Source organism: Vibrio sp. V04_P4A5T148 (assembly GCF_963875605.1).
In the GTDB taxonomy this organism is placed as follows: domain Bacteria; phylum Pseudomonadota; class Gammaproteobacteria; order Enterobacterales; family Vibrionaceae; genus Vibrio; species Vibrio anguillarum.
Map to the genome: position 1 here is coordinate 72125 of NZ_CAWNMS010000036.1, position 24122 is coordinate 96246.

The 24122-nt window shown below is 45.1% G+C and carries 23 protein-coding genes; 11 read left to right on the forward strand and 12 right to left on the reverse strand.

Annotated elements, in window-relative coordinates; genetic code table 11:
- Positions 1-110: 110 nt before the first annotated feature.
- The 8 genes from trpB (at position 111) to AACT18_RS07385 (ending at position 6152) form a co-directional block, all read left to right on the forward strand.
- A complete protein-coding gene (gene trpB, locus AACT18_RS07350; protein ID WP_013857145.1) occupies positions 111-1301 on the forward strand; it encodes a tryptophan synthase subunit beta in 1191 nt (396 codons plus the stop codon).
- Entirely contained in the window at positions 1301-2107 is an 807-nt protein-coding gene (trpA, locus tag AACT18_RS07355; RefSeq protein ID WP_094125516.1) for a tryptophan synthase subunit alpha, read from the forward strand. The genes trpB and trpA overlap by 1 nt, the downstream gene beginning before the upstream one ends.
- A 325-nt stretch (positions 2108-2432) precedes the next feature.
- The gene (locus AACT18_RS07360; RefSeq protein ID WP_161439594.1) at positions 2433-3692 is read left to right on the forward strand and encodes a dicarboxylate/amino acid:cation symporter; all 1260 of its coding nucleotides are present in this window, start codon (positions 2433-2435) and stop codon (positions 3690-3692) included.
- Between the two features lie 228 nt (positions 3693-3920).
- Positions 3921-4172 (forward strand): hypothetical protein, encoded by a 252-nt coding sequence (locus AACT18_RS07365; protein WP_013857149.1) that lies wholly within the window; start codon positions 3921-3923, stop codon positions 4170-4172.
- A gap of 102 nt (positions 4173-4274) precedes the next feature.
- Positions 4275-4841 carry a septation protein A gene (locus tag AACT18_RS07370; RefSeq protein ID WP_017042013.1) on the forward strand — a complete coding sequence of 189 codons (567 nt, stop codon included), beginning with the start codon at positions 4275-4277 and terminating at the stop codon, positions 4839-4841.
- Between the two features lie 131 nt (positions 4842-4972).
- Positions 4973-5374, forward strand: a complete 402-nt coding sequence (gene yciA, locus AACT18_RS07375; RefSeq protein ID WP_013857152.1) for an acyl-CoA thioester hydrolase YciA — start codon at positions 4973-4975, stop codon at positions 5372-5374.
- A 90-nt stretch (positions 5375-5464) separates the two neighbouring features.
- A complete protein-coding gene (locus AACT18_RS07380) occupies positions 5465-5761 on the forward strand; it encodes a YciI family protein (RefSeq protein ID WP_013857153.1) in 297 nt (98 codons plus the stop codon).
- 1 nt (position 5762) lies between these two features.
- Positions 5763-6152: a GspS/AspS pilotin family protein gene (locus AACT18_RS07385; protein WP_017047758.1), complete on the forward strand. Its 390-nt coding sequence runs from the start codon at positions 5763-5765 to the stop codon at positions 6150-6152.
- A gap of 83 nt (positions 6153-6235) precedes the next feature.
- Here AACT18_RS07385 and metE read toward each other — a convergent pair whose 3' ends face one another.
- Entirely contained in the window at positions 6236-8530 is a 2295-nt protein-coding gene (gene metE, locus AACT18_RS07390) for a 5-methyltetrahydropteroyltriglutamate--homocysteine S-methyltransferase (protein WP_094125518.1), read from the reverse strand.
- 311 nt (positions 8531-8841) lie between these two features.
- On the opposite strand from metE, the gene metR reads away from it, so the two are divergent.
- Entirely contained in the window at positions 8842-9753 is a 912-nt protein-coding gene (gene metR, locus AACT18_RS07395; RefSeq protein ID WP_094125521.1) for an HTH-type transcriptional regulator MetR, read from the forward strand.
- Between the two features lie 73 nt (positions 9754-9826).
- On the opposite strand, the gene AACT18_RS07400 is transcribed toward metR, so the two are convergent.
- The 3 genes from AACT18_RS07400 to AACT18_RS07410 form a co-directional block, all read right to left on the reverse strand.
- Entirely contained in the window at positions 9827-10027 is a 201-nt protein-coding gene (locus tag AACT18_RS07400) for a DUF4250 domain-containing protein (protein WP_010316942.1), read from the reverse strand.
- Positions 10028-10096: 69 nt separating this feature from the next.
- Positions 10097-10777 (reverse strand): hypothetical protein, encoded by a 681-nt coding sequence (locus AACT18_RS07405; RefSeq protein WP_094125519.1) that lies wholly within the window; start codon positions 10775-10777, stop codon positions 10097-10099.
- A gap of 70 nt (positions 10778-10847) precedes the next feature.
- Entirely contained in the window at positions 10848-13322 is a 2475-nt protein-coding gene (locus AACT18_RS07410) for a sensor domain-containing phosphodiesterase (protein ID WP_094125520.1), read from the reverse strand.
- A 380-nt stretch (positions 13323-13702) separates the two neighbouring features.
- Here AACT18_RS07410 and AACT18_RS07415 point away from each other — a divergent pair, with 380 nt between their 5' ends.
- Positions 13703-15310 carry a trypsin-like serine protease gene (locus tag AACT18_RS07415; protein WP_094143403.1) on the forward strand — a complete coding sequence of 536 codons (1608 nt, stop codon included), beginning with the start codon at positions 13703-13705 and terminating at the stop codon, positions 15308-15310.
- 261 nt (positions 15311-15571) lie between these two features.
- A complete protein-coding gene (locus AACT18_RS07420) occupies positions 15572-17866 on the forward strand; it encodes a YgiQ family radical SAM protein (protein WP_094125211.1) in 2295 nt (764 codons plus the stop codon).
- A 44-nt stretch (positions 17867-17910) separates the two neighbouring features.
- Here AACT18_RS07420 and AACT18_RS07425 read toward each other — a convergent pair whose 3' ends face one another.
- The 8 genes from AACT18_RS07425 to AACT18_RS07460 are packed head-to-tail and all read right to left on the reverse strand — an operon-like array spanning position 17911 to position 23976.
- On the reverse strand, positions 17911-18438 hold the full coding sequence (locus tag AACT18_RS07425; protein WP_094125207.1) for a DUF3833 domain-containing protein: 528 nt from the start codon (positions 18436-18438) through the stop codon (positions 17911-17913).
- A complete protein-coding gene (locus AACT18_RS07430) occupies positions 18435-19013 on the reverse strand; it encodes a chalcone isomerase family protein (protein ID WP_094125208.1) in 579 nt (192 codons plus the stop codon). Before AACT18_RS07430 ends, AACT18_RS07425 begins: the two co-directional genes overlap by 4 nt.
- Positions 18991-19488 (reverse strand): DUF2878 domain-containing protein, encoded by a 498-nt coding sequence (locus AACT18_RS07435; protein WP_094125209.1) that lies wholly within the window; start codon positions 19486-19488, stop codon positions 18991-18993. Before AACT18_RS07435 ends, AACT18_RS07430 begins: the two co-directional genes overlap by 23 nt.
- Positions 19488-20735, reverse strand: coding sequence for an SAM-dependent methyltransferase (locus AACT18_RS07440; protein WP_088732191.1), 1248 nt, complete (start codon positions 20733-20735; stop codon positions 19488-19490). Before AACT18_RS07440 ends, AACT18_RS07435 begins: the two co-directional genes overlap by 1 nt.
- Before the next feature lie 57 nt (positions 20736-20792).
- Positions 20793-21533 (reverse strand): DUF1365 domain-containing protein, encoded by a 741-nt coding sequence (locus AACT18_RS07445; RefSeq protein WP_094125210.1) that lies wholly within the window; start codon positions 21531-21533, stop codon positions 20793-20795.
- The gene (locus tag AACT18_RS07450; RefSeq protein WP_094144219.1) at positions 21533-22807 is read right to left on the reverse strand and encodes an NAD(P)/FAD-dependent oxidoreductase; all 1275 of its coding nucleotides are present in this window, start codon (positions 22805-22807) and stop codon (positions 21533-21535) included. Before AACT18_RS07450 ends, AACT18_RS07445 begins: the two co-directional genes overlap by 1 nt.
- A gap of 30 nt (positions 22808-22837) precedes the next feature.
- Positions 22838-23560, reverse strand: coding sequence for an SDR family NAD(P)-dependent oxidoreductase (locus AACT18_RS07455; RefSeq protein WP_094144220.1), 723 nt, complete (start codon positions 23558-23560; stop codon positions 22838-22840).
- On the reverse strand, positions 23557-23976 hold the full coding sequence (locus AACT18_RS07460) for a nuclear transport factor 2 family protein (RefSeq protein WP_026028585.1): 420 nt from the start codon (positions 23974-23976) through the stop codon (positions 23557-23559). Before AACT18_RS07460 ends, AACT18_RS07455 begins: the two co-directional genes overlap by 4 nt.
- Positions 23977-24122: the final 146 nt, after the last annotated feature.

Consider the following 24122-nt stretch of genomic DNA (forward strand, 5'->3'; position numbering starts at 1 on the left):
CTTGAAAAGCGAGTGACACACCCAGCCGCAAGGTCAAGTAGCAAGGGATAACAACAGATTCATTACCGCTGAATCACTCAGCAGTAACACAGAGACTAAGGATACGAATCATGGCAAAACTCGATGCCTATTTTGGCGAATACGGTGGTCAATACGTTCCACAAATTTTAGTACCAGCGCTTGACCAATTGGAACAAGCTTTTATTGATGCGCAGGAAGATCCTGAATTTCGTGCTGAATTCATGACGTTACTACAAGAGTATGCAGGTCGGCCAACGGCGCTAACTTTGACGCGAAACCTCACGAAAGGCACAAAAACCAAATTGTACTTAAAACGTGAAGACTTATTGCACGGTGGCGCACACAAAACTAACCAAGTACTTGGTCAGGCACTGCTTGCTAAGCGTATGGGTAAACATGAAATCATTGCCGAAACAGGCGCAGGACAACATGGTGTTGCAACAGCGTTGGCCTGCGCACTACTGGGGCTAAAATGTCGCGTTTATATGGGTGCAAAAGATGTTGAACGCCAAAGCCCCAACGTGTTTCGTATGAAGCTAATGGGCGCAGAAGTGATCCCCGTTCATTCAGGATCAGCAACACTTAAAGATGCGTGCAATGAAGCGCTACGTGACTGGTCTGCCACCTATGAAACCACCCACTATTTATTAGGTACTGCAGCGGGGCCTCACCCATTTCCAACCATAGTCCGTGAATTTCAACGCATGATTGGCGAAGAAACGAAACTGCAAATTTTGGCTCGCGAAGGTCGTTTACCAGATGCGGTGCTTGCTTGTGTCGGCGGCGGTTCGAACGCGATTGGCATGTTTGCTGACTTTATTGAAGAAAAGAATGTCCGTTTGATTGGCATTGAGCCAGCAGGAAAAGGCATTCATACCCACCAGCATGGCGCGCCATTGAAGCACGGCAAAACAGGTATTTTCTTCGGCATGAAATCACCTTTGATGCAAGATGAAAACGGGCAAGTGGAAGAGTCTTACTCGGTGTCCGCTGGGCTTGATTTCCCTTCTGTTGGCCCTCAGCACGCTCATCTTTATGCGACAGGCCGCGCTGAGTACGAAAGCATTACCGATGATGAAGCACTCGATGCTTTCCAATCGATCGCACGTAACGAAGGCATTATTCCCGCGCTGGAATCATCACATGCGGTTGCTTACGCCGTGAAGATGGCGTATGCCGAGCCAGAAAAAGAGCAGTTATTGGTCGTGAATCTATCCGGTCGCGGCGATAAAGATATTTTCACCGTCCATAAACTATTAGAAGAGAAAGGAGCGCTGTAATGGATCGCTATCAAACCCTATTTCAGCGTTTAGCTGACAACAATCAAGGTGCGTTTGTTCCATTTGTGACCATCGGGGACCCAGATCCAGAGCAATCACTGCGCATCATGCAAACGCTAGTGGAAGCAGGAGCAGACGCATTAGAACTCGGTATCCCTTTCTCTGATCCGCTCGCTGATGGCCCAACCATCCAAGGGGCGAATATTCGTGCACTGGATGCAGGGACGACTCCAGATATCTGCTTTGAGTTGATCACCAAAATTCGCGCGCAATATCCCGACCTGCCTATCGGACTACTCATGTATGCCAACCTCGTTTATTCACGCGGCATCGAGAACTTCTACCAACGCTGTAAAAATGCAGGTGTGGATTCAGTATTGATCGCCGATGTTCCGACTAATGAAAGCCGTGAATTTGTCGCGGCGGCAGACAAATACGGGATTCAACCCATTTTCATCGCACCACCCACCGCCAGTGATGAGACCCTAGCCGCGGTCGCCAAACTTGGCCGTGGCTATACTTATCTACTGTCTCGATCCGGTGTGACAGGAGCAGAAACAAAAGCCAATATGCCAGTACATGCCTTGTTGGAAAGACTGAACCAATTTGATGCCCCACCCGCATTGCTTGGGTTTGGGATATCAGAACCTGAGCAAGTCAAACAGGCCATCACCGCCGGTGCCGCTGGCGCAATATCGGGATCCGCAGTGGTGAAAATTATTGAACAACGACTTAATCAGCCAGATGAAATGTTAACGACTCTCCGCCATTTCGTTTCCAGCATGAAAGCAGCGACGTTGAAATAAATTGGTTTACAGCAAAAACCAACCCGATCGATTTCTGAGTCAAACCAAGAAATCGATCTTTTTTTAACATTTACGCCTCGCCAAATTCATTCACAAAACACAAATCAACCACTCATTGAATTGACAAAACAAATAGCAAACGTTTTCTTTTTGAAAAAACCACGTTTCATGTCAATGAACTATCAATAATCTTGTCAATTTACCTTGTTACCATATTGCTAAATGTAAAATATCCGTGTAAAAAGCTAGTCGAAATATTTATCCACCGATTGATATTTATGTAGTGGGTAACACTAGGAATTTACAATTAATTAGCACAGAGGTTATGGAAGTGTTAAACAAAAAGAGTTTGTTAAGCAACATTGGCGTGCAAGTCGTCATTGCAATGATCATTGGTACTGCCGTTGGTGCCATGATGGGACACGATGCGGCCGTTTTTTCGCCACTGGGTGTCATTTTTATCAACCTAATTAAGATGCTGGTGATCCCACTGGTGGCCGTTGCGCTTATTTCCGGTGCTGCGGGCCTTGGTAATAGCCACGCGGCGGGTAAAGTCGGTTTTGTCACACTCAGCTTTTTTGCGGTCACTTCCGCACTCGCCGTGACACTGGCACTGGTAATGGGCGAAGTCTTCCAACCGGGTATCGGCGTCGATATTTCGGGCGTTGAAGGTATGTTTTCTGCCGAATACGCAGCAAAAGGTGAACTACCTACTTTTTGGGCAACCATTACGGGTATGATCCCAACCAACGTTTTCCAGTCACTGAATAATGCCAACATTCTACAAATCCTTGTTTTTTGCTTGTTCTTTGGCATTGCCATTTCTAAACAGAGCAAAGAAAAACGTGACCCGATCATCAATGGTGTAAACACCATTGTTGATGCCATAGTGTGGATGATCAACAAAGTGATGATCATCGCGCCTATCGGTGTATTCGGTTTGATGGCTGAAGCCGTCGGCACGTTTGGTTTTGGTGCACTGATGGTGGTGTTTAAACTCTTTTTGGTTTATGTCGCGGCCATTTTAATTTTCGGCTTTATTGCTTACCCGCTGATGATTCAGGTCTTAACCAAGACGTCGGCTAAGAAATTTATCCTTGCGATGAAAAAGCCTCAAGCCGTAGCCCTTTCAACCGCGTCATCAATGGCGACACTCCCTGTCACTATGGATACCGTAGAACACGACCTTGGCGTACGCAACTCAACTGCCGCCTTTGTTCTGCCGTTAGGTGCCACCATCAACATGTCTGGCAACGCCATCTATTACGGTTTAGTTGCGATTTTCTTCGCACAGCTATTCAATATTGATCTCTCGATGGGCGCTTACATTGCCATCATCGTAACAGCGACACTGGGCGCCGTCGGTCAAGCAGGTGTTCCTGGTCCTTCTTTCCTTGTAGTGGCCGTTTTGCTAGCGGCTGGAATTCCAATTGAAGGTTTGCCACTACTATTCGCCCTTGACCGTATCTTCGACATGATCCGTACCGCGCTCAACATCACAGGGGATGCCGCGTGTGCCGTTATTGTTGATGCTTTGATTGAAGAAGAAGCCACTGAGGCCTCATTGAAGCAGCAAAAAGCCTAACTCATCACAGAGCATCATTGATCCAATACAAGCCGCATTCTATGCGGCTTTCTTTTTGCGTCGCAATTTGCAAAAAAAACAGTTCTCATACTAAAGTTAATCATTAAAGCGCCCTATGACTGACGATAAAGTTGGCATTGCGATTGCTATAATAAACGACACCTCTTTCGTGCCACATAGCAGCGGCAAACTTTTGGCGTTAGCACGAATCGACTTGGAGTATGAGTAATGGATATTGATCGTGATACTTATTATGGTTTGATTCACCACGGGATCCGAGAATTGGTTATCGATCGGATTGGCCATTTCAGTGAATTTGAATACCACCAATATCTAGGCTTAATTACTGGCAAAGATTCCTGTTTTTCAATGACAGATGAAGAATTGCAGATAGCCGTCGCCAATTTAAAAAGTGAAGGCTATCTAGAAGACATGAAACGAGCAATACCACAACTTGAAACCAGCGGCTGGGAACGCTGATCCATTTCTAGTTAATTTGTTTCGAATTGTCTCTTTCTATTTAGCTCTGACACGGTTTTGGTTAGACTGTGCGCAACGTTTAAATCGGAAGCATGAACACGAATGAAACAACTTATTGATTTTATACCACTCATCATCTTTTTTGCCCTTTTCAAGATGTACGACATCTATGTCGCCACAGGGGCACTTATCGTGGCCAGTGCGGTACAGATTGCCCTGACCTACGCACTGTATAAGAAAGTTGAAAAAATGCAGATCATCACGTTTTTGATGGTGACTATCTTCGGTGGTATGACGATTTTCTTTCACGATGACAATTTCATTAAATGGAAAGTCACCATTGTTTACGTTGTTTTTGCCTTGGGCTTGACCATCAGCCACATCATGGGCAAATCAGCCATTAAAGGAATGCTTGGCAAAGAGCTAACCTTACCTGAACACGTATGGGCAAAAATCAACTGGGCGTGGGTTTTCTTTTTCAGCGTTTGCGCTGTACTAAACATCTACATTGCATATCAACTGCCATTGGATGTTTGGGTCAACTTCAAAGTATTTGGCTTATTAGCCGCAACTTTTGTTTATACCTTATTAACAGGCGTTTTTATCTACAAACACCTGCCAAAAGAGAAGCAAGTTTCCGAGAGCAAACCCTCCTCGCACGAGCACTGATTGCACTAACCTTCTCGCTAGGATTCATTCAGAGGACTCTTTGAGTGCAAAACAGGCTGTCTTTGGTATAATCCGTCCCTATTTTTCAGCGACCACTTTGGTCGCTGTTTTGTTGTTGTGGATGTCGAAAAATGAATCAGGAAAATAGTGCCCCAAGAGGCCAATTATTGCTACGCACCTTAGCCATGCCAGCAGATACTAACGCCAACGGTGACATTTTCGGCGGTTGGATCATGTCTCAACTCGACTTGGCTGGCGCAATTTTAGCCAAAGAGATCTCATTTGGCCGCGTTGTCACTGTGTCTGTTTCTAGCATTACGTTTAAAAAACCCGTCAAGGTAGGTGATGTGGTGTGTTGTTATGGTGAATGCACCAAAATTGGCCGCACTTCAATGTCAGTCAATCTTGAAGTATGGGTAAAACCCATCAAATACGACAGCGTGGGAGATCGTTTCCAAGTATGTGAAGCAACCTTCAATTATGTCGCCATTGATACCGATGGCCGCCCTCGACCGATTAAGCCTAGCAACTGATCACAGAAATTCAGTTTGGTTGCTTTCAATACGCGCCAGTTTCAGTACAGTAAGGCCTCGACTTCATTATCAAACAATAAGGATATCAATATGTGGTACGTTATTTTCTCTCAAGACGTAGAAAACTCGTTGGAAAAACGCATGAGTGTCCGGCCACAACATTTAGAGCGCTTACAAACCTTGCAAGATGAAGGTCGTCTATTAACCGCAGGGCCAATGCCAGCAATTGATTCGGAGAATCCAGCAGAAGCTGGGTTTACGGGGTCAACAGTCATCGCTGAGTTTGATTCTTTAAGACAAGCTCAAGCATGGGCGGATGCCGATCCTTATGTTGCTGCCGGTGTGTATCAACATGTTATCGTTAAACCCTTCAAGAAAGTGTTTTAAGATGAAAGTCATTCTCTGTGCCCTGTTTACAACGCTGGTACTGGTGGGTTGTAGCTCGAATGGTGATCAGCAAAAATATTTGGAAGCCGTAGCCAGTAATCGCGCGAATGTGATTAGCGCTGAGTTACCCTTAGAGTTTGGTCCTTTGTCCGTGATGCGTGCCAGTGCTAAAGGCAGTACGGTGGAAATTATGATGATTTACAATGAGGGTCAAAAAGGAGCAAAGCCGATTGATCAAGTGTTGAAAACCAGCATCAATACCTACTGCTCGGATTCAACCACACGCGCTAACCTCGACCTCGGCTTAACTTATCGAATTAAAATGCGCAATACGCGGGGCCAACTTGTTGTGGACCAATTCATTAGTAAAGCAACTTGTTCGGCACAATAGTCCTCCCTTTATTAGTGATGACCACCACTTTATTCGTAAAAAACAGAGGCTTCATTTGAGGCCTCTGTCAAGATTAATGTGGCTTAACTTTGCTGGGGTTTAAGCTCTTTGCGCAGCGCTTTAGCTGCTGACACTAAGTTGGTCAGTGCTGCCTCCACTTCATTCCAATTGCGCGTTTTTAAGCCGCAATCAGGGTTAACCCATAATCTCTCTGCTGGAATTTTTTCCGCCGCTTTACGCAACAAACCTTCAATCCACTCTTGAGAGGGAATGTTTGGCGAGTGAATATCGTACACACCTGGGCCAATTTCATTCGGGTAGTTAAACTCTTCAAACGCTTTGAGCAGTTCCATATTCGAGCGAGAAGTTTCAATCGTAATCACATCGGCATCCAGTGCCGCTACTGAGTCAATGATTTCATTAAATTCGCTGTAACACATGTGAGTGTGGATCTGCGTTTCGGGTTTCGCACTCGCCGCCGCAATTTTAAATGCCTCAACCGCCCACGCCAGATATGCTTGATGGTCACGCTTCTTCAATGGCAACCCTTCACGAATCGCAGGTTCATCAATTTGGATGATGTTAATGCCCGCTTGCTGCAGGTCTGCCACTTCATCACGCAAAGCAAAAGCCAACTGCTGAGTGATGGTTTGACGAGAAACATCTTCACGAGGAAACGTCCAGCATAAAATCGTTACAGGCCCAGTCAACATTCCTTTCATTTGCTTCGCAGTCAATGATTGAGCATAAGTAGACCACTCCACCGTTATCGGTTTTTCACGTTCAATATCGGCCACCACGATAGCCGGTTTTACGCAGCGTGAGCCGTAACTTTGCACCCAGCCAAATTGCGTAGTCTGGAAACCGGCTAAGTTTTCAGCAAAGTACTCCACCATGTCGTTACGCTCAGCTTCACCGTGCACTAACACATCGAGATCAAGTGCCTCTTGACGTTTTACTGCATCGGCAATGTGCCCTTTCAATGCATTTATATAATCAGCGTGTGCCAGTTTACCTTGGCGGTAAGCACTGCGCTGATGGCGGATCTCACTCGTTTGAGGGAATGAGCCTATGGTTGTCGTTGGCAAAAATGGCAACCCTAACACTTCAGCTTGGTGATGAGCGCGCTCTGAATAAGGTGCACTGCGCTCAGAGAGTGCCGCCGTTATGCTGTTGACTCTCGCCTGTACATGCGGTTTATTAACGTGAGTTGCCGTTTTACGTGCAAGTATCGGTTGGCTATAAGTTTCACAGGCCAGAATCGCCGCGTCATCACCGTCCAGTGCCTTACCAAGTAAAGCAACTTCTGTCACTTTTTGTTTGGCAAATGCAAACCAACTTTGTACTTCATCACTGAGCTGCTGCTCAAGATCTAAATCGACCGGGCTATGCAAGAGTGAACACGAGCTCGCAATCCACAGACGATCCCCCAGTTGCTGCTTCACTGGCTGTAAACGAGCCAATAACGTCGCAAGATCGGCGCGCCACACATTGCGTCCATTGACCACACCTGCCGAGAGTACCCAATTTTTTGGTAATTTCTCTAGTACCGCGTTCAATTGATCGGCAGAAGCGGAGAGATCGATGTGCAATCCATTTACTGGTAGCTCAATGATTTTATCGAGCGTATCAAGCACCGAATCAAAATAAGTAGTCAGTAACAGTTTTACATCACCAGCGATCACTTGATAAGCCAACTTAAATGCATCTTGCCACTTTGGTTCCAGCTCTAACGCTAAAATAGGCTCATCGATTTGTACCCATTCCACTCCTTGTTTAGCAAGCTTAGCTAAAATTGCTTGATAAGCGGTCAATAAACGAGGCAGTAAGGTCAGGCGATCAAATCCCTCTTCGACCTCTTTACCCAAGTAGAGGTAGCTCAGCGGGCCAAGCAGTACAGGCTTAACTTGGTGGTCTGCTTTCGACGCTTCATTGACTTCCTCAAACAGTTGAGGCCAGCTGACTTCGAACGTATCGTCTTGGCTGAACTCCGGCACAAGGTAGTGATAATTGGTATTAAACCATTTAGTCATATCAGAAGCTGCACTTCCGCTACAGCCGCAACCCGCTTGTGATTGACCACGTCCAACGCGAAAGAGTGTATCTAAATCAGGAAAGCCGTTTTTATGACGTTTAGGAACGTGTCCAAGGAGCAATGTGGTTGTGAGTACGTGATCATACCAAGCGAAATCGCCTACGGTTGAAAAGCTCAGACCCGCTTGTTGCTGCTCAGCCCAGTTTTTCTGACGAATGTCATGCCCCACTTGCAATAACTGCGCTTGATCGCTTTCGCCACGCCAATATTTTTCTAACGCAAATTTCAGTTCGCGTTTTTCACCAATGCGTGGATAACCTAAGATGTGAGTCGTCGTTGCCATGTCCCTAGTCCTTTTGCTGTTGATCGTGTCTGATTCTTTATCGCATGAGATAAAGATGTCTGGATGGCTAGACTATCCATCTAAACTGACCTACAGACAAGGTGCAATTATTCAACTTGTTTATTAAAAAAATTCATGTTGATTGCAGAGAGCTTTAATTGACATCAAGATAAATAGACGTCTAGATGTTTACAGCTCCATATTAAAAGCGTAACTTAGCTCAGAACAGCAGAATGGTCACCGTGTTGATGCAACCCACGATATTGGTATCAACCACCGTTCTCTCAAAGGAATGAAGGAAAATAATGGCAATGATTGAACTTAAGCATCTAAAGACTTTAGTTTCTTTAAGGGACAGCGGCTCACTCACCTCAACAGCTACCGCGCTCCATTTGACGCAATCGGCCCTTTCACATCAGGTTAAAGATCTCGAAACACGCATTGGCGGGCCACTGTTTCTACGTAAAACTCGCCCAGTGAAATTTACCTCAGAAGGAGAGATCCTACTGAAACTGGCTGACGAGATCCTGCCAAAGCTGGCCAGAGCTGAAAATGATTTAGCCAGTTTGAAAGAAGACGTCAATGGGCGCTTACACATGGCGATTGAATGTCACTCTTGCTTTCAATGGTTGATGCCAGCGCTGCGCGAATACCAGCTTGCTTGGCCAAGTGTGACGTTAGATTTTTCGTCCGGCTTTGGCTTTGAACCTTTACCCGCATTGCTGGCCGGCGAACTTGATTTGGTCATCACTTCCGATATTTTGCCTCGCTCAGAGGTACATTACGAACCACTCTTTGATTTTGAAATGCGCCTTATCACCTCTACAACTCACCCACTTGCAGGAAAATCGGTGATTGAACCAGAGGATCTCGCCTCACAAACGATGCTCACTTACCCCGTACAAAAGCAGCGTTTGGATGTGGTGAAACACTTTCTACAACCTGCTAGTGTTGAACCCGCGAAGTGGAAACAAGCCGACAACACTTTGATGCTAGTACAAATGGTCTCTGCTGGATTAGGTGTGGCAGCACTGCCAAATTGGGCCATCAGCGAGTTCTCTAGGCAGGGGCTTATCACCAGCAAGCCACTAGGGAAAGGTTTATGGCGTCGACTATTTGCCGCAACACGCCACAGCGAAAAAGATCGCCACTATTTACAAGCTTTTTTTGCCACCGCGCGCCAACAATGCAAAAGCCACCTTGACGGGATCAAGATGGCTTAAACTATTCGTCGTGTCGACATGGCTATTTGAATGACAGTGCGGTTGGTTAACTGTCACTGCACGCTGCTTAGCACTAGCGTTGGTTCGCTTTAAATTGGTTGGTCAGTGGGTCGTATTGGTAACCTAAAACATCCAGCTTACCGACTACATTTTCTCTATCCATTTCATACATACTGGCAAGCTCTTCGAAGCTATCACACTCTAAGCGTAGCTTCTCATTGACGATGCCAAGTAATATATTGCTATCAAAACGGCTGACGTTACTCAAATCCATGGCTCACTCCTATAGCAAAGAGACCACTAAAGACTAGCGGTAAAATTCGCACTAAAGAGTGACCCAGGTCTAGAGATTAAACAAACCTTGAAAACAAATACTGGCAGCCAACATCAATAACAAGGCTGCCGTTAATTGAATTTTCTCAGCGCTTTTGGCAAACAGGATATGCCAGCACCACACGATAATACCTGCAATCATGAAACCGAATGTCGTTAGTAACGGCAATGTTGCTTGAGCCAACGTTTCGTCATCTAACCCGTACGCGTGCGGCACAACGCATAAAGCGATGCCCATCGAGCAGAGAATGCCCACAACGGGTAGAACTCGATGGAAAGCTTGTAAACGCGAGCGCGCTATCGTTAGTAGAAGGTGCGAGAAACTCGCGCCCAACAAACCAACCAACAGCAACATGGCGATAGAAGCTGACCAATGACCCTGCTCTGATATCTGAATCGCGACATAAGCCAAGGCAAGGCCATTCGCCAAATACAGTGTCCATAACGGGCCTTCATCTCGAGTTTTCTTGGTTTGAACTTGTGAATAGAAATAGAAGATGGAAAAGACGACCAAAAAGGCTTCAATTTTTAGTGAAGCCACTGCCAACCAAAGCACACCAATGGCTGGCAAGACGCGATGAATACGGCCACGTTGTCCAGGACAAATATCCCCTTTGACCAGCACTAACGTCAGTAAGATTTGCGCACCGAGCAGCATGGGTGAAAAAACAGAAAGTAAGGTTTGAATCATAATCTAAACATCATCTGGAAACATCTGGACGCGATAATAGCAAAGAGTAAGCGCGGATGCCCAGAGAAGGTTACTGACTTTCGGCCAAATACCTCAGCACGTCCGCTTGAGTCAATAAGCCTTTGTAACGAGTGTTATCGACCAGTACCCATGGAAACGCATGTCCTTTTTCGATCAAATTCACCACTTGATTCAGCTCGGTGTACGCGTCAAGCTGAGTGAAATGAAATTTCATGATCTGATTCACGGGCTTACGCCATACGGCCGCTTCACGCGTGGTTTCAAGATCGGTCCCCATGTTCGGCGTCAGATATAAATTGAGTGAGGCTACATCGACGATGCCGACACACTCTCCTTGATTAACGACTGGCAGCACATCAACTTTAGTCGCTTTAATATACTGATAAGCAAGAGAGATTGGCTCACTGGGATCCAGATGTGGTTTCCCCTCTTTGAACAAATTGAGCAAACAGTTGGGCTTTCGCTCTTGTTCCACTTTAGCGCCTGAATACACAAAACGGTTACGATACTCCTTGGCCCGAACCAGTTCCTTAAGCGGTAGTGGTTTTGAAAAAATATAGCCTTGTATGTAGTCAATGCCCAATGATTTAAGCACCCAAACCTCATGCTCTGTTTCCACCCCTTCAGCAACCACTTTCACGCCGAGTGTGTGCGACAGCTCAGTGATCATTTTAACAATGCTGTACTTATTGCTGTTGACCTGAATGTCCGTGACAAACTCGCGATCTATTTTTAAATAATCAAAATTGCAATCACTGAGGTAGGTAAAAGAGGAATAACCCGTACCAAAATCATCAATCGCAACCGTTACGCCACGCGATCGAAGAGCATTGAGGGCATCAACCTGATGAGATTGGCTATCAAAATAGGCGCTTTCAGTTAGCTCAATGGTGACTGATTGAGGCGTATCCGTGTAGCGATCAATGATCTCCATGGTATTGGTTAAAATCTGCGTCGCATCCATTTTGGTATTGAAAGAGCGGTTGATTGTTACCCCAACACCTTGGCCAAACAAGGTTTTTATCTTGGGTAAATCTTGCAAAGACAAGATACTGACACAACGATCAAGCTCGGCAATCAAATCCAGATCTTCCGCGATACCAATCATTTCTTGCGTGGTAAAAGGTAAATCGGGCACAGGCTTAAAACGGCATAACGCTTCGAATTTCGCAATGTTCCATGTTTTAGTATCGACAATCGGTTGGTAGTGTATCTCCAAGTCTTTCTGCGCAATCGCTTTAGCGACTCTGTCTTCCAAGTTTTTTCTACGTTTCACTTGTTGATGTATTTCACTGTGATAGAAACTGATGTTACGCGCTTCCCCTGCATGTTGTTCAAGCATTGCTTGCATCGCATGCGTCACCATTCGAGCTGGCGTTTTTGCATCGAACCCTAAAACAGACACACCAATTCGGCCATTAATAATCGCGGTATGTGAGCTGGATTCGTTCTTTAACTCTTTCATAAAGCGACGGATCGCATGCTGGATGAGACGAAAATCTGTGTTTTTTTGGCACTCTGAACAACTCAAACTCACTAAATAAATATCTTTTCCCACATAGCCCACCAACTTAGCTTCTTTACAGCGCGCCAAAAAACTGGAAAGCATTAAAGTTTCTACATGGTGTCGATCTGATTCAAACGCAGGTTGAAAAGCCAAAACAATTTGTGTTTGGCCTTTGGGGTACTCCATGCAATATGTTTCGAGCAAGGCTTTAAACTTTTGTTCGGTAGGCAGTTGCGTCAAAAGATCGATATCCCCAAGTGCCGTATCGGCTACGCGGTGAAGATTATCGGCTAAATCAAGCGTCATCCCTACAAAGAACACTCGACCATCTTGCAGTACGATTTTTTGAATAGTTAATTCTTGTGGTGCAACCAGCCCAGATGCCCGACGATTGAGAATGACACCGCTCCAATGATCTTTGGTGTTGATGTCATGCCACATCGATTGGTAAAACTCTTTGGAATGCTTGCCTGCATTAAATAGGTTGGCTTTTAATCCAAGTAGCTCATTTTGTTTGAAACCTGAATGCTGCTCAAAATAGTGGTTACAAGCCAAAACCCGCGTTTGATCGTCGGTTAGGATCAAACCATGATGTGTATTATCAAACACTCCTTCAAAAAGCTTGGCCACCTCTTGCAATGATTCCAATTTGAGCAGCGGTCGAATCGTACCTTGCAACTGCGTGAGAGAAGTACGCTCGATAAAAATCTCCACATAAGTTAACGCCTGATCCGAAATAACAAGGTTGCAATTTAAAGCATGGCTTTTGCCACTTTCAATCACATACTTGAAGCAGCGCTTCATCTCTGCAGCTTTGCTCGGCGTCATATAGAGCAAGAGTTCTTGGATATTGGCTATCGAAACACTGGAATGAAATAACGCATTCTCCGCTTTCAGATCACAAATAAACTCGGAAGTCGTCAGGTTAAACGACCAATCAATCGCATCATATCGAGCCACTGGCGGTTCTCGAAGCACTGCCTTTTCTCGTAGCTCTTGAGACTTCACCTGTGTCATATAGACTCCAACTCATTCAAATGATTTACCATTAATGGCACAGCATAGAGCAAAACTTAATCACAAGCCGTGAGTTAGCACTAATGATGTAAATGCAGTTGCTTATTTATTATTTTAGGCCAGACAAGCCATATAAAAAACGCCGAACATCAATACACCTCAAAAGGAGTAGCCTAGAACTATCGTAATCGAAAGAAAATAATGGATACAAAATGACCAATTGGTTCATTTTGTAAGCTACTGAAATACATTAACTTGCCTTATCTGATTAATATATATTGTCGATATGATAATTATCATTGATTGACGAGATTCATTAGCCACTATATGGTACCGTTCCCACACCCAAGAGGTGTTGGAAAAACTAATCCGAGGTACTCATGAACAAACCCCTTTTTTCAGTCGCGCTAGGAGCGCTTCTGTTTACATCTTTTGAGTTCAGTGCTTCTGGAACGGAATCCGGAATATCAAACCGTATTATTGGTGGAGAAGCGGCAAATCCAAGCCAATGGCCATATATGGTGGCGCTCACAAAACGTAATGGAAGTAGTGCATTCTGCGGTGGTAGTTTTATCGGCGAACGCTACGTTTTAACTGCCGCACACTGTGTTGACAAAAAAGACCCTGCCACACTCGATGTAATAGTGGGGGCGTTTAATATGGACAACATCAATGCAGCCGAGCGTATCCAAGTAAAACAAATCTATGTCCATGACTCTTATACCTACGCACAAGCTGGAAATGATATTGCGGTACTAGTACTTGAGCACATCCCTGTATTAAATCAATCTAGCCAAATTGCACTATCTGACGATTTTGACGAGCTAAGCAAGGATGATCCACTTACTGTTATCGGTTTTGGTGCTCGTAATGCGAAAACTGGCGATTATCCAAAAATTTTACATCAGGTAAATGTTCCCTTCATGCCAATTGAGGAATGCCGCACTAAAGGTGGTAGTTATACAACACAAGGCAATAACGTATTTTGTGCAGGTGTAGCGGGTAAAGACTCTTGTGATGGTGACAGCGGTGGTCCAATTTTTTTCCAAACCAATAACGGCATAAGACAGATGGGCGTTGTTAGCTGGGGCAGCAGCTGTGCAGAAGCGAATAAGCCTGGCGTGTATACAAAACTCAGTGCTTTCACTGATTGGCTTGCCGATCAGCGTTTAGGCCTTTCATATCGCCAGAAACAAGATCTTGGAATTGTACGTGCTGGTCGAGATTCTCAAAAATTTATATTCACTAATACGAGCTTAAATACATTCAACTTAACCAATCTAATTGTTACAGGTTCAATAGGTACTCAAATTGATACCATCAACAATACTTGTCCAATAACTCTTGGGGCTAACGATTCTTGCTATGTTGATGTCGAGTATGAAGTGACAACGCTAACACAAGGTCATATCAAACTGTCATTTGACTCAAGTAGCGTAACCAGTGGCCACGTCTATGCTTGGCGTTATTTTGATGCTCTGGCAGCAGCACCAGCAGCAATAGTTAATCTCTTGACCAATTTGCCAACTCATAATACACATGTAAATGATCATGCTTGGGCTGTACAAAGCGACAGTTTGCAAACCCCTACTTTACAGCAAGGGCAAGAGTCGGTTTTAGTGTTAGACAATTTGCCTAAAGGGCGACTCAAGTTTAACTATCAGGTGGTTTCCAACAGCGTTCATGATACTGCTGATGTGTATGTAAATGGTAAGCTCAAAAAGACTTACTACAACGGCTGGAATGGTTCAGAAGTTCTTTCTATGTATGAGGATACAAACAAAGTAAGGATAGTTTACAGACGTTCATACTTTAGTGATGATACTCAGAGCAAAGCTATATTAAACCAATTCAGTTATGACTCACAGCTGTTGGACTCACTTCCACCGATTGATACTCGCTCAAACGGCGGTGGAGGCAGCTTAGGTGGTGCTATTTTAACTGTATTATTCGCTTGTGGTTGGCTGCGTCGTCGTAAGACTCTCTAACCTTAATAGAAGAAAGCGACCTCCGAAGCCGATTTCACACAAGAAATCGGCTTTTTGCTTTTCTTCTGCCACAAATCTGCCTGCCAACCATGGAGCCACGATGCAAGTTGATGATATTTTTAAAGACAGTGGATAAGCAAATCCTTTAAAACTCCATTTATTAATAGTTCTCCTTATAAATAGAACGCAAAGCCAATGTTCCGCTAGATACTACCAGTGCAAGTCGTTATAATGCGCGGCTCATTAATCAGAGGTCAAAATATGCACAGCAACGTCACTCCTATTCATCAATATAAAAAATACTGGGCAGAGTGCTTTGGAAGCGCACCTTTCCTGCCAACCAGTAAAAAGGAGATGGATGCCCTAGGATGGGACAGCTGTGACATCGTGATCGTCACGGGTGACGCTTATGTCGATCACCCCAGTTTTGGTATGGCGATCATTGGCCGTTTACTTGAAGCGCAAGGCTTTCGCGTTGGGATCATTGCCCAGCCGCAATGGCAAAATAAAGACGCCTTCATGGCGCTGGGAAAACCTAACCTGTTTTTTGGCATCACGGCCGGAAATATGGATTCGATGATCAACCGCTACACCTCTGACAAAAAATTGCGTCATGATGATGCCTATACGCCCAATAATGAAGGTGGCAAACGTCCAGATCGCGCCACACTTGTCTATTCGCAGCGTTGTCGTGAGGCTTATAAAGATGTGCCACTGGTACTCGGTGGTATTGAAGCAAGTTTGCGCCGCGTTGCCCATTATGATTATTGGTCAGACAAAGTGCGCCGTTCTGTGCTGTTTGATGCCAAAGCCGACATACTGCTGTTTGGTAACGCAGAGCGCGCATTGGTTGAAGTAGCGCACCGCTTAGCCAATGGCGATAACATCGCTGATATGACCAATATTCGCGGCACGGCCGTGAACCTGGCCGCTGAGCCTGAGCATTACACCATCATTGACTCATCACGCATTGAGAAACCGGGTAAAGCGTTTGTTCCTGTGAACCCTTACGCGGTGGAAACGCAGTGTGAAACTAATCAAGAAAAAGAAGCCGAAGCAAAGCCAATCACCATTCGTCCTTCTCGCCATGATGCCGCAACAACAGCGGTTCGTTTGCCTGCTTTTGAAAAGCTCAATAATGACCGGATTTTATACGCGCATGCAAGCCGTGTACTGCATTTAGAAACCAACCCCTACTCTGGCCGGGCGCTGATCCAGCGCCATGGCGACCGTGAGTTGTGGGTCAACCAAGCCCCGATCCCACTCACCACAGAAGAGATGGATTACGTGTTTGGCCTGAGCTACGCACGCGTGCCTCACCCTATGTATGGCAAAAGTAAAATTCCTGCTTATGACATGATCAAAACCTCAGTTAATATCATGCGCGGCTGCTTTGGTGGTTGTTCATTCTGCTCGATTACCGAACATGAAGGGCGCATTATCCAAAACCGTTCAAAAGAGTCGATTTTGAATGAGATGGAAGAGATCCGCGATAAAGTTCCCGGCTTTACTGGAACCATTTCGGATTTGGGTGGGCCAACGGCGAACATGTACCGTTTAGGTTGTAGTGATCCTAAAGCTGAGATGAACTGCCGCCGCCCATCGTGTGTTTTCCCCGGAATTTGCCATAAGCTCAATACCGACCACAAACATACGATTGATCTCTATCGTGAAGCGCGCAAAGTCAAAGGCATTAAAAAAGTGATGATCGCCTCTGGTGTGCGTTATGACTTGGCGATTGAATCTCCTGAATATGTACGTGAATTGGTCACGCATCACGTAGGAGGCTATCTCAAGATCGCCCCAGAACATACCGAGAAGAATCCGCTCGATCTGATGATGAAACCGGGCATGGGCACCTATAATCGCTTCAAAGAGATGTTTGAGAAGTACAGCGCTGAAGCAGGTAAGAAACAGTACCTCATCCCGTACTTTATTTCCGCGCATCCCGGTACGGAAGATGAAGATATGCTCAATTTGGCACTGTGGCTAAAATCAAACAATTTTGAGTGTGATCAGGTGCAGAACTTCTATCCATCGCCAATGTGTAATGCAACCGCGATGTATTACTCAGAGACTAACCCGCTCAAACGGGTGAAATACAAAAAACGTGAAGAAGTGACTGTCGCGAAGGGAGAGCGTCAACGCAGGCTGCACAAAGCGCTGTTACGCTATCATGACCCATTAAACTGGCCGATTATCCGTGAAGCCTTGATCAACATGGGTAAAAAGCATTTGATTGGTGATAAACCTAACTGCTTAGTGCCTGCGAATGATGTCGATGCACTCACGCCTGCGCAGCGTCGTAAATCTGGCCGTCACGGAGCGAACCGTTTTGCGACCAAACACACCAAAACTCAGCCGGGCTTTGATGCTCTTAACCCGCGTAAAGAGAGCGCTACTTCACCAAGCAAATCACGCGCTAGCAGCGCGACAGACAACGGTAAGAAAAACCAAGGCGGTGCATCTAAACCTGCACACTCTCGCCCGACAAGTAAAGGCAAACCGTTTGCTCAAACCTCTAAACCAAGAGCGCCACGCGCAGAACAGCGATAATTCCAAAGCCATATGATCAGCACAATAAGGCTCCGAAAGGAGCCTTATTGTTTTTCAAAGAACAGCGTTAGTTTACCGACCTCGATACCAAATTTTTTAATTTTAGTCAGGTTAAACACCCGCTTTTCATCTTGCCGATAAAGCCAGTCGTCAAAGGTAACGGTTAGCGTAGAATCACCATAAGGTAAGGAAAAATCATATTGCCAACGCAAAGCGTTACCCACTTCTTCCCCTTGGGCTTGGCCTAATACATCATCCGCTTGGCCGATATATTTTCCATCAGCAAAACGTTCAATCACCCATACTCTTTGGCTTTTTTCACCATCATCAAAATTGAAGTCTTCAACCAAAGTGAGTTTATTCCCCTCAACTATTCCGTCGATGGCAACCTCGAAACGACGCGTTTGCATCCCCGTATAATCTTGCACCATCCCCCATGCTAACGTTCGACCAGAGAAGTATTCAAATAGATCAAACTTAGGTTGCGTGGATTGGTATTGAGTGAGATCAGCGCTGCACCCCACTAACCAAAGTAAAAGTAACAGATAACTGCGTCTGGCTATCGCTTTCATGGTTGCATTCCTATCAATTGTTTGCGTAAGTGTGGGTATTGCGTCTGTGGCGACAGCCATATCGCGAGAAAGGCGTCATTTAACGCTTCATCAACTACTGTACCAACCTGCGCTTGAACACCGTTCTTAGGATGAAAAATAAAAGCGCCCTGCTGCCCATCAGAGGTGTAAATCAAGCGATCGCCCTCAGTAACGCTGGGGAAAATGGACGATAGGTGCACCAGCCACGGTGCAATTTGTTGCTCGGTTAATTTGAGTTTTTGCCACTGCTCTGCGGTCGATTCCACCAGCTGTTTACTACTGATGTCGCGCTGATATTCAATTTCAAGCGCCAAGGGATGGGGCGATAAATCGCTTCCTTGCTCGTACTGCCCTGATGGGGTACGAAGCTGCGAGGAATAAATATCTAGCCATAACCAGCTTAAATTTGCTTGGCCAATCACTGGCCAAGTTTGCCATTCGGTCAGTTTATCGTCTGCCACCGCCGCAAAAGCGTTATTCACAAAGCTGTGAAAGGCAATCACTATCAGTAACAGGTTGAATTTTCTTAGCCTATTTCTCTTTGCTAACATCATCGCTAAATACCCTAAGTATTAATGCACCGATCATCATCCACTGCAGCCACAAGATGCCCATAGTCAAACCCAATGGCCAATCAAAATGTACAGCGCCTAAACGTTCTGCCGCCCAATAACTTAAACTGCCTAACACGCCGACCATCAAACAAATGAGTTTGGATGGATAACGTTTCATCAGCACCACTAAATGAGCGGCATACCAAGAAAAAGCGCCCCACAACACCATTAACCAAATGGGAAAATCATTGGTAGCAAAGCGGAATAGTCCGAAATACTGATTAAGGGCATCGATAACAATACCCACCATAGTTAACGCAATCACTCTTTCCAAAGGATAGGAAAAGTGCCGCAAGGAAAACATCAATGCGGCTAACATCATGGCCAATGCCAACCACTGCAAACGTTCTGTCCCCAACACAGCAACAAACCAGATCGCTTGAAACCAAAGAGAGACAGCAAACAGCGTTTTCATTACATCGGTCTTTGCAAAGTCATATGTACAGTGCTGATGGATTTTGCTAAAAATCCACCCTCGCAGTAGCAGAAATAGTAACGCCACATACGCGTGAATCGCTCATCATACCCAAGTTGTGAAACCTGATGTTTTGCAAGCTCAAAACGGTGACGCCAATGAGCAAGCGTATTCGCATAGTCAGGACCAAGATCAAACAGGTTGCGAACCACTAAATCACTGTGCTGTGTCGCCGCCGTTGTCAATGCAGTAATTGAGGGTAAAAAACCGCCGGGGAAAATGTATTTCTGAATGAAATCGACATTATTGCTGTAATAATCATAACGTTGATCAGCAATGGTAATGGCTTGAATCGCCATCAAACCATTGGGTTTTAGTAGTGACTGGCACTTTTCAATATAAGAGGCGAGGTACTCTTTACCGACCGCTTCGATCATCTCTATCGAGACTAATTTATCGTACTGACCTTGTAGCAGGCGGTAATCTTGCTTAAGCAAGGTGATTTGACTCTCCAGCCCCTGCCGCTCTATTTGCTGCGCGGTGTAGTAATGCTGCTCTTCAGAAATAGTCGTCGTCGTGACCTGACAACCGTAAGTTTTGGCCATGTAAATCGCCATCGCACCCCAACCGGTGCCAATCTCAATCACGTGGTCGCTTGCTTTGAGTTGCAACTGCTGGCACAAACGTTCCATTTTATTGATTTGCGCCTGCTCTAACGTTTCATCCGGATGCAGAAACAAAGCGCTGGAATAGAGCATATTACTGTCTAAAAAGGTGTGGTAGAGATCATTGCCTAGATCGTAGTGGGCATGAATATTCTCTTTGGCTTTATCGATTGAATTTCGGTTGAGCCAATGGCTGACTTTATAAAAAAGTTTGGTCAACACACTACTGCGAGCTTCAATGCCATCTAATGCACTGACATTACGAGCCATCAGTTCCATTAGGCTGGTCAAATTCGGACTATCCCACCAACCATCCATGTAAGCTTCACCCGCTGCAATACTACCCCCTTTTAATAAACGAGCATAAAAATGAGGGTGATGTATTTCAATAGTTGCATGGGGTTGATGCTCTTTAAGTACGCCAAAAGTCTCCTGACTGGACGCGCCTTCATTGGAAAATGTTTCAATGATGGTTAAAGTGCCGACGTCTAAACGCTGTAGACAGCGAAAAATGAAGCTTCTTGCACTCTTTTGCAACCCTGTTAGTTGCTTGGGCAACGCGAGAGTTTGTGAATTAAGCATTGAGCCTTCTCCTTGTTATTGTTATTTAGACACTGTCTCTGTGTAGATCTTGCGTATTTATGAATGTGGGTTGGAGTAGAAAGGTGCTCCTTTAAGCCACAGCTTTAAAGCATGCCAGTAAATACCGATTGTCACTTTTACGGCCATCACGGGTGTTTTGATCAATAATTTGAGTAAATTTTTTGAATTAAATGGTTGTGCCTTCATCGATAAAGTCGCATCGAAAACTTTACCTTCTTTGTGACATTCCAAATGCACACTCAATGACGAACCAAGTGGCTTCAACTTCCAATGATATTGCTGATCAATAGGATTGAAGGGAGAAACATGAAACGCCTTTTGATGACGCCACTGTTGCTGCTCTTCTCCCGCTTGTGCTTTCACCGCGTAGTAGTGCCGTTGATTCCAAGGTGTATTACTCACTTCGGCCAACAAATATTGCCATTCACCTTGTTGATCATAAAGATAATAGAAATTAACCGGGCTGAAATAGATTCCTAAATAACGAAGGTGACATACTGCCATCACCTTTCCAGAGCAGCGGTCGCCCGTCAGCTCATGAACTTTATCTTGTATGCACTGTTTTAAATCCCCTTCACCAAGATAATCGGCTCTCTGAAAACGCGCCCAGTGCCACCATTTTTCGCCAAACCCCCAAACTGAATCACTCAGTTGCTCCAGTTCATCGAGATCAATACACGGCATAAACAATGGATAATTGAGCGCATGTTCAATCGGTGCAAAGCGTCGATGACGTACCATGCCAACCATCAAACAACTGTTGGGCTCAGTCTCCATCACGCCGCGCCTTTTAACTGCTGCGCTTGCGCTTCAAGCTGTGTCACCACATCCAGCGCACTGGTCACGCCATCTTCATGAAAACCATTGCGCCAATAAGCGCCACAGTACCAAGTGTTATTCACACCGTTGACTTCAGGCTTGCGTTGCTGAGCCGCGATAGATTGCGTGGTAAATACCGGGTGGTGATAAGTAAACTGTCGTAACACTTTCTCATCAGCAATGCGGTCACCGCTGTTGAGCGATACACAAAAAGTATGAGCGCCTTTAATATGCTGCAAGATATTCATATTGTAGGTCAGCGCTGGTAAACGCGATTCTTGATCTGGGCTGCCATCAAGCCAATAGTTCCAAGCTGCCCAAGCAGCTTTTCGCTTAGGCAGCAGTGATGTGTCGGTATGTAAAGTGACTTCATTGGCTTGATAGTGCATTACGCCGAGCACCTCTTGCTCAGCCTCTGTCGCTTGCTCTAACATACCTAATGCCTGATCGCTGTGACATGCAAAAATTACATGATCAAAGTGGTGTGATTGCCCATTAACAACGAGCTCGACACCCGCCGAGCTGCGTTTGACTTGTGTAACTGGGCTATCAAGATGAATCTTATCTTTAAAACCTTGCGTCAAGGGTTCGATGTACGCACGCGATCCGCCTTCAACCACATACCATTGTGGTCGGTTAGTGATGTCTAGCAGGCCATGGTTGAGGAAGAAACGCAAAAAGAAACTTAACGGAAAAACCCGCATATCAGCCAAGGAAGATGACCAAATCGCAGCTCCCATCGGTAAAATATAATTTTCACAAAAATAGTCAGAAAATTGGTGCTCAAATAAGAAATCACCTAAGGTTTGCATTAATTGATGCGCTTGTTCTGCTTGCTGTTTCGCTAACCGATTGAAGCGAATGATTTCAAAAATAAAGCGATAAAAGACAGGGTTTAACCAGTTACGCTTTTGTGCAAACAGCGTAGTTGCTGTATGACCGTTATATTCCAGCCCATTCGCATCATTACGCACACTGAAGCTCATTTGAGTCGGAATGCCTTTTACGCCAATTTCATTCATCATTGCGATGAAATTTGGGTAGGTCCGGTCGTTGTACACGATAAAACCAGTATCAACCGCGTGATTTTGACCATCGAGCTCAATATCGACGGTGGCGGTATGCCCACCAATGTAATGATTGGCTTCAAACACGGTAACATCATGATGTTTATGCAAATAATAACCGCATGTTAAACCGGAAATACCGCTACCAATAATGGCGATTTTCATACTCAATTCCTTTAATTACAAAACAGCTCGTTATTTAAGTAATGCCGCAACCAATTTGCCTTGCCATGCGTAAGGTAAGCTGCCAATCAAACGTAATAAGCTCGTAAAACGGGCCGGAAAATAGAGGGTGGTTTTGCCTTTTTCCAACCCACGGCGAATCGCCTGCGATGCATACTCGGCACTGACCATCATTGGCATCGAAAAACTATTTTTATCAGTCAAAGGCGTGGCAACGAACCCAGGATAGATCATCGTCACAGCAACACCTTGCGCTCGCCAATCTTGAATGAGCGAGCGTGCTAAGTAGCTAACCGCCGCTTTAGAAGCGCCATAGGCTTCTGCTCTTGGCAGCGCGATTTCACTGGCGATGGAACCAACGATCGCCACACGGTGGTTAGCAACAAAGTGATGCTGTATCGCCTCAATGCAATGAGCTAAACCCAAAACGTTTACGTCAAACACACGCTTAAACCGGAGTGAATCCATTTGACCATGATCGATGTATTCGCAATCGCCAGCGTTGAGGATCCACAGTGAAGGAGTAAAAGGCAGTTGCGATAAAGCCGATTTCGTTTGCTCAAAATCGGTAATATCAAACGCAATGCCTTGGATCTGCAGATACTCTTGATGCATTTGATTAAGCTTGGCTTGGTTACGTCCACAAGCAATAACTTGCCAACCCGTTTTTGCATAATCAACAGCTAGCTGATAACCAATACCAGAAGTGGCTCCCGTGATAAGTACACTCTTCATTGCCCTAACCTCTGTTTGATCGAACGAATAACACTTCCCAGCAGCGGAATGTGTTCATAGAGCATTTCTCCCAAGTCGAAGTAATCACGGTGATAAATGACTTGGTTGTCTTGAAACTTGAGATGGCTCATCCCTTGCACTTGTATAAGTTTTCCACGAGCTAGCCGAGGATGCTGCAAAGACATAGTCCATGTGAGAAAGCCGCAGTCACCGACTTGCTGGTGATCATGGATGGTAAAATCACAACGCTCTACGTTCTGATACAAACGAGCAAAATAATCCGATAGCGCACGCCAACCTTCTATTCGATGAGCGGCATCCTCAAAAAGGACATTGTCGTGATAAACCTGACGTAATAAAGGCAAGTTCTCTTTGTTGAGTTGACGATAAACTTGAGCAACCGATTCGACATCCATTGTACGTTTCCATAAGTTATACAAAAACTTCACATGTACAAAATAGTACAAGTCACTTAGTTATACAAAATATTTCTTGTATAACTTTGTATCTTTTCAATGCATACGTGGTTGCAAGGAATTAAGATCAAAAAAGAAAATAAAGA